This window comes from Paenibacillus sp. 598K (assembly GCF_003851045.1).
Classification (GTDB): Bacteria; Bacillota; Bacilli; order Paenibacillales; family Paenibacillaceae; genus Paenibacillus_D.
Genome location: NZ_BFBX01000034.1, coordinates 51,334 through 56,992, shown reverse-complemented (window position 1 = coordinate 56,992; position 5,659 = coordinate 51,334). Strand labels below are relative to the sequence as shown.

General features: G+C 61.0%; 6 protein-coding genes. 4 read left to right on the top strand and 2 right to left on the bottom strand.

Features of this window, described 5'->3' with window-relative positions; genetic code table 11:
* Positions 1 to 14: 14 nt before the first annotated feature.
* Together PA598K_RS12475 and PA598K_RS12470 are read right to left on the bottom strand one after the other, a co-directional pair.
* Complete coding sequence (locus PA598K_RS12475; protein WP_128657284.1) at positions 15 to 797, bottom strand: SDR family NAD(P)-dependent oxidoreductase; 783 nt, start codon at positions 795 to 797, stop codon at positions 15 to 17.
* Between the two features lie 5 nt (positions 798 to 802).
* Positions 803 to 2,284, bottom strand: a complete 1,482-nt coding sequence (locus PA598K_RS12470) for an alpha-amylase (protein WP_128657283.1) — start codon at positions 2,282 to 2,284, stop codon at positions 803 to 805.
* A gap of 295 nt (positions 2,285 to 2,579) precedes the next feature.
* On the opposite strand from PA598K_RS12470, the gene PA598K_RS12465 reads away from it, so the two are divergent.
* The 4 genes from PA598K_RS12465 to PA598K_RS12450 form a co-directional block, all read left to right on the top strand.
* Positions 2,580 to 3,278: a response regulator transcription factor gene (locus PA598K_RS12465; protein WP_128657282.1), complete on the top strand. Its 699-nt coding sequence runs from the start codon at positions 2,580 to 2,582 to the stop codon at positions 3,276 to 3,278.
* Positions 3,275 to 4,249, top strand: coding sequence for a sensor histidine kinase (locus tag PA598K_RS12460; RefSeq protein WP_128657281.1), 975 nt, complete (start codon positions 3,275 to 3,277; stop codon positions 4,247 to 4,249). Before PA598K_RS12465 ends, PA598K_RS12460 begins: the two co-directional genes overlap by 4 nt.
* A 125-nt stretch (positions 4,250 to 4,374) precedes the next feature.
* Positions 4,375 to 5,148 carry an ABC transporter ATP-binding protein gene (locus PA598K_RS12455; RefSeq protein WP_128657280.1) on the top strand — a complete coding sequence of 258 codons (774 nt, stop codon included), beginning with the start codon at positions 4,375 to 4,377 and terminating at the stop codon, positions 5,146 to 5,148.
* A partial coding sequence (locus PA598K_RS12450) for an FtsX-like permease family protein (RefSeq protein ID WP_148091935.1) occupies positions 5,120 to 5,659 on the top strand: 540 nt, incomplete at its 3' end. The genes PA598K_RS12455 and PA598K_RS12450, both read left to right, overlap by 29 nt.

Here is a 5,659-nt window from a genome sequence, read left to right as displayed (position 1 = left end):
AAGCCGGCCCGCCGTCACAGGACGGCTGACTTGCCGCCGTCGATATTGATCGAGGTGCCGCTCACATAGGAGGCCGCCTCGGATACGAGGAATGTGATGACGCGCGCCGCTTCGTCGGGCTCGCCGATCCTGCCAAGCGGGATGCCATGCCGTTCGTCGGTCGCATAGTCCTCCCACGTCTGCTCGGGATAGCGCTCCTGCCACACCCGCTCTACTTGCTCGCTGCGGATCATGCCGATGCTGACGGCGTTGACGCGGATGCCGTCGGCGGCCAGATCCTTGCTCATCGCCTTGGTGAGCGCCAGGCCGGCCGCGCGGCTGACCGAGCTGGGCATCGAGCCTGCTCCTGGCGTCTTGCCGCCGATCGCTGTGACGTTGACGATCGCCCCGCCGCCCGCTTGCTTCATATACGGCAGCAGTCCGCGAGTGAAGCGGATCGCTCCGAACACCTTCAGCTCCAGATCGCCAGCCCACGTATCGTCCGCCACCTCGGGGAACGGACGGGCCGCCGAGGTGCCTGCGTTGTTGACGAGGATGTCGATGCCGCCGAGCCGGCTGACCGCCTCGGCGATCGCGCGCTCGACATCGCCTGCGTCGGACACGTCGGCAGCTACGCCATACACCTCTCTGCCGGTCTGCTCCTTGATGAGCCGCACCGCCTCCTCGAGCGGCTCGGGACGTCTGGCGACGATGACCACATCGACGCCCTCGGCCGCGAGCTGCAGCGCTGTCGCCAGCCCGATTCCCTTGCTGCCGCCGGTGACGACAGCACGCTTTCCTGCCAATCCAAGATACATACTTGTTACTCTCCCTCCTGTTTGCTCACATCAAATTCCGGAAGCGCCCACACCGAGAGCGAGCAGCCGTCGACCGGAAAGTCGGCCCAGCCGTCCTCGCCGATGACGATGCGATCGCTGCGCGTATTGGTCAGATCGAGCCATGTCTCGCCTGCCCGGTGCTCGCCTACGCACATCCGCTTGAAGCCTTCCTCGTCATTGGAGATGACGACCGCGCAGCCCGAGCGTACGATCTCGTCGACGCCTCGCCGTACCCAGCCTACCGTGCTGGGGTGATCCAGATAATCCTCTTGCTCGCCATACGCTTTATGATACCGGGCGTACAGCAGCGGGTCAATCGCCTGCTTTTTGTCCGGGATCGGCTCATCGCCTTTGATGCCGTAGTAATCGCCGTAGAAGACGCACGGGTAGCCGCTCTCCCGCAGCAGGATGATCGCATAGGCGCTCTGCTTGAAGCCGTCGCCAACCCATGACTCCAGCGCCTCGCCCGGCTGCGTATCGTGGTTGTCCACGAATGTCACGGCGTGCATCGGATGTGTATCGACCAGGTTATCGCAGAAGATCGAGGGCAGATCGTAATCCGGTCCCGCCACAGATGCCTCGTGAAGCTTGCAATGCAGAGAGACGTCGAAGAGACACAGGCTGTAATCGAGCTGCTCGAGAAACGCGCGGCACTGGTCAGCGTCAGAATTCCAATATTCACCTACGATGAAAAAATCCTCGCCGCGAGCGCCGCCCACCTTGTCGACAAAATCGCGGATGAACGAATAGTCGATATGCTTGATCGCATCAAGCCGGAAGCCGCCGCATTGCAGCGTGTCGGCGATCCAGTGTCCCCAGCGGATCATCTCTGCCCGCACGTCGGGGTGATGGTAATCAATATTTGCGAACATCAGATAGTCATAGTTGCCGAAGTCGTCGTCGACATTGTCATTCCATTGCTTGTCTCCATGCAAGATCCGGAAGATGCCTGAGCGTTCGGAGGCCGCATCGTAGTCGGTCCCGTTAAAGTGCTCGTAGCTCCATTTAAATGAAGAGTGTGCATCGCCTCTGCCGGGGAAGGTGAACCGCGTCCAGCCTTCGATCGTAAACGGCTCGGAAATCTCCTCCGTTCGATTCTCCCCATTGACCTCGACGACCTCAAACGCTTCAGTCTCATCGGCGCCGGCTTTATGGTTCATGACCAGATCAGCATAGACAGCGATGCCCTGGTCCCGACAAGCCTGGATCGCCTCGAGCAGTTGATCCTTTGTGCCGTATTTGGTGCGCACCGACCCTTTCTGGTCGAACTCGCCCAGATCGTACAGATCATAGACCCCGTACCCTGTATCGCCCTCGGCCTGGCATTTGGCAGCTGGCGGAATCCAGACGGCAGTGATGCCTCGCTCGCTCAGCTCTTGAGCCCGCTCTTTCAATCGGTTCCAGTGCTCGCCGTCATTGTCGACGTGCCACTCGAAAAACTGCATCATCGTCTGATTTCTCTTCATCCCACTCTTCCTCTCCCCGTAACCTGCACTCCGAGCTAATAAGTGATTAACCCGGGCCTCATCCCATGAAACGAGTATGAAAACAGCGAGTCGTCATCGCAATTACCAAAAGTATACACCAAATCTCGCTGTCAAGAAAGCTGACATATTGTAAAACCCTCCGGGATGGCCCGAACATGGACGCGCGTGCCTGCACTTGCTACAATGGAAGAAAATCGATTGCCGCACGTCGGTATCCGACCTCCGCCCTTCACCCACGCGAGTCGGCTGACGGCTGTACCGAGGAGTCTATCCCATGTACAACATTTTTATCGTTGAGGACGATCCTCAGCTCGCATTGCTGCTGGGCGAGCATCTCGGCCGCTTCGGCCACAGGATCGGCCGTGTCCACAGTTGGGAGCATGTCGGCGAGGAATGCCTCGCCTTTGACCCCCATCTAGTGCTGATGGACGTCAATCTGCCGCGCTATGACGGATACTACTGGTGCCGCCAGATCAGACGCAGCTCTACCTGTCCGATCCTGTTCCTCTCGGCCCGCGAGGGCAAGATGGATCAGGTGATGGCGCTGGAGAACGGCGCGGACGACTATATTACGAAACCTTTCGATTACGAGCTGGTCACCGCCAAGGTCGGCAGTCTGCTGCGCCGCGCCTATGGTTCTTATGCCGCAGGCAGCGACCGCACGACGACCGTCGCCGGGCTGACGCTAGACTGCGAGCGTCTCCAGCTCAGTCTGCGGGATCGTCGCATCGAGCTGAGCCATACCGAGAGCCAGATCCTCGACGAGCTGCTGCGGCGTCCCGAGCAGCTGGTGAGCCGCGATCGGCTGCTGGAGCGGATCTGGGATGAGCACGCCTTCGTCGACGACAATACGCTGAATGTGTATGTTAATCGCGTTCGCAAAAAGCTGGCGCAACTGGAGATCGACGGCGCGATCCAGACCGTACGCGGCGCCGGCTACAGACTACTGCCGGTATGGGAGTCGCGAGGATGAGACTGTTCCTCAAGGATCAACTGCCGCTCTTCGTCCTGTATATCGCGCAGCTCGGCCTGATCACGTTGATCTATTGGCTGGACGGCTATCGCAAGCCGGCGATCAGCCTCTATGCCGTCTTGCTGAGCACTGCCGCCTTATGTCTTTATCTCGGCTACCGATATGCGGCCAACCGCACCTTCTACCGAAGACTGGAGCAGCCGCTGGCGGCGCTTAGCGCATCCCCAGGCAGCTTCCAGCCCTCGCCGCTCCCAGAGGCGTTGCACCGACTGCTGCAGGAGCAAGCCCGCCTCTATCAGGCCGATCTGCTGGGCTATCGGAGCCAGATCGAGGCGCATATCCAGTTCATCAACCAATGGGCGCATCAGATGAAGACGCCGCTCTCCGTCATCCATCTGCTGCTGCAGGAGCGGGACGATCCGCAGAGCTCGGCGGTCGGCGACGAGCTGGACAAGCTGCGCAAGGGACTGGACATGGTGCTCTACACAGCGCGGCTCGACAGCTTCGAGCAGGATCTGCATGTCGAGTCGCTCGAGCTGGGGGCGCTGATCCGCCGGATCGTCTCCGATCAGAGGCGGCTGTTCATCCGCAATCGACTCTCCCCCCGGTTGGAGGCGGAAGCAGCGGGGGTAACCGTCGTCTCCGACGAGAAGTGGCTTGTCTTCGTCATCACGCAGCTGCTCACCAATGCCGTACGCTACACCATAGCGGACAACGCGGTGATCAGCTTCCACACCTGGACGGAAGCAGGACGAGCCGTCCTGGAGGTGGAAGACGCAGGCGTCGGCATCCCGGACGCCGATCTGCCTCGCGTCTTCGACCCTTACTTCACCGGGACCAACGGCCGCGCCTTCGCCGAGTCGACCGGCATGGGACTGTATCTGGCACGCCAGATCTGCGACAAGCTTGGGCACCGGATCGAGATCGCCTCGGTGCAGGGAGAGGGCACGCGAGTCCGTATTACCTTCTGAGGCTTTTTCGCAACCGACGACGCTCGCTCAGCCGCCTTACAATATTGTAAGGCGGCTGTAAGTTTAACCCATGGCGACTTGAGGCTTGCGCGTTTTATACTGAATCTGACTCGGAGGTGAAGCGCTTGGCGCTCGTCGAGATAACCGGCTTGACCAAAATCTACGAAAGCCATCACGCCCATCGGGCCTTGGACAATCTGCAGCTCCAGATCGAACCCGGCGAATTCGTCGGCATTATGGGCCCCTCCGGCAGCGGCAAGACGACGCTGCTCCATGCGATCGCGACGATCGACGAGCCGACCGCCGGCCGTATCCGGATCGGCGACGCGGAGCCGCTCAGGATGCATCGAGATGAGATGGCCCTGTTCCGTCGCCGTCGTCTTGGCTTCGTATTCCAGCAGTACAATCTGCTCGACTCCTTGACCGTCGCAGAAAATATCGTGCTCCCGCTCACCCTCGACAACCGCCCTGTACCGGAGATCGAGGCGCGTCTGACCGAGGTAGCGAAGCGGCTCGCGATCGCCGAGCTGTTGCCCCGCCGCGTCTACGAGCTCTCCGGCGGCCAGATGCAGCGCGCCGCCATCGCTCGGGCGATCATCCATCGGCCGGAGCTGGTGCTTGCCGACGAGCCGACTGGCAGCCTCGACTCCCGCGCCTCCCGCGAGGTGATGGAGACGTTTGCCTCGCTGCACGACTCGGAACAGACGACGATCCTGATGGTGACCCACGACGCGGTCGCTGCGAGCTACTGCAGTCGGGTCGTCTTTATCAAGGACGGCCGTCTCTATCATGATCTGTATCGCGGCGGCCAGCGGCAAGCCTTCTTCCAACGGATCATCGACATGCTATCGCTGCTCGGAGGGGACGGTCATGACCTTAACCCGACTCGCCTGCCTTAACGTCCTGCGCAGTCGGCGCACCTATGCCGCCTACTTCCTGAGCAGCGCCTTTGCCGTGACGGTGTTCTATATCTGCGCGCTGTTCATCTATCATCCGGCGATCCAGGGCGGCGTCGCCTACGACGGCGCCTGGCGAACGCTGGTGTTTGCCGCTGGCTTTATGTATCTGTTCGCGCTATTGTTCGTCCTTTACTCGGTACGCTCGTTTCTACGGTCGCGCGTGCGCGAGTTCGGACTGCTGCAGCTGCACGGCATGACGCGCCGCCAGCTGCACCGGATGATCTTCCTGGAGCAGATGCTGATCGGTCTGGCGGCCGTCTGTGGCGGCCTGCTCGCCGGATTGTTGTCGAGCAAGCTGTTCCTTATGATCGGCGCCCGTCTGCTGGGCGTCGCCAAGCTGGATTTTTATGCGGATGGCCTGGTCATCCTCGTCACCGCCGCCGCCTTTGCCTTGCTGTTCCTGGCGATCTCTGCCTGCACTTCGCTGCTCCTGCGGCAGGATCGGCTGGGG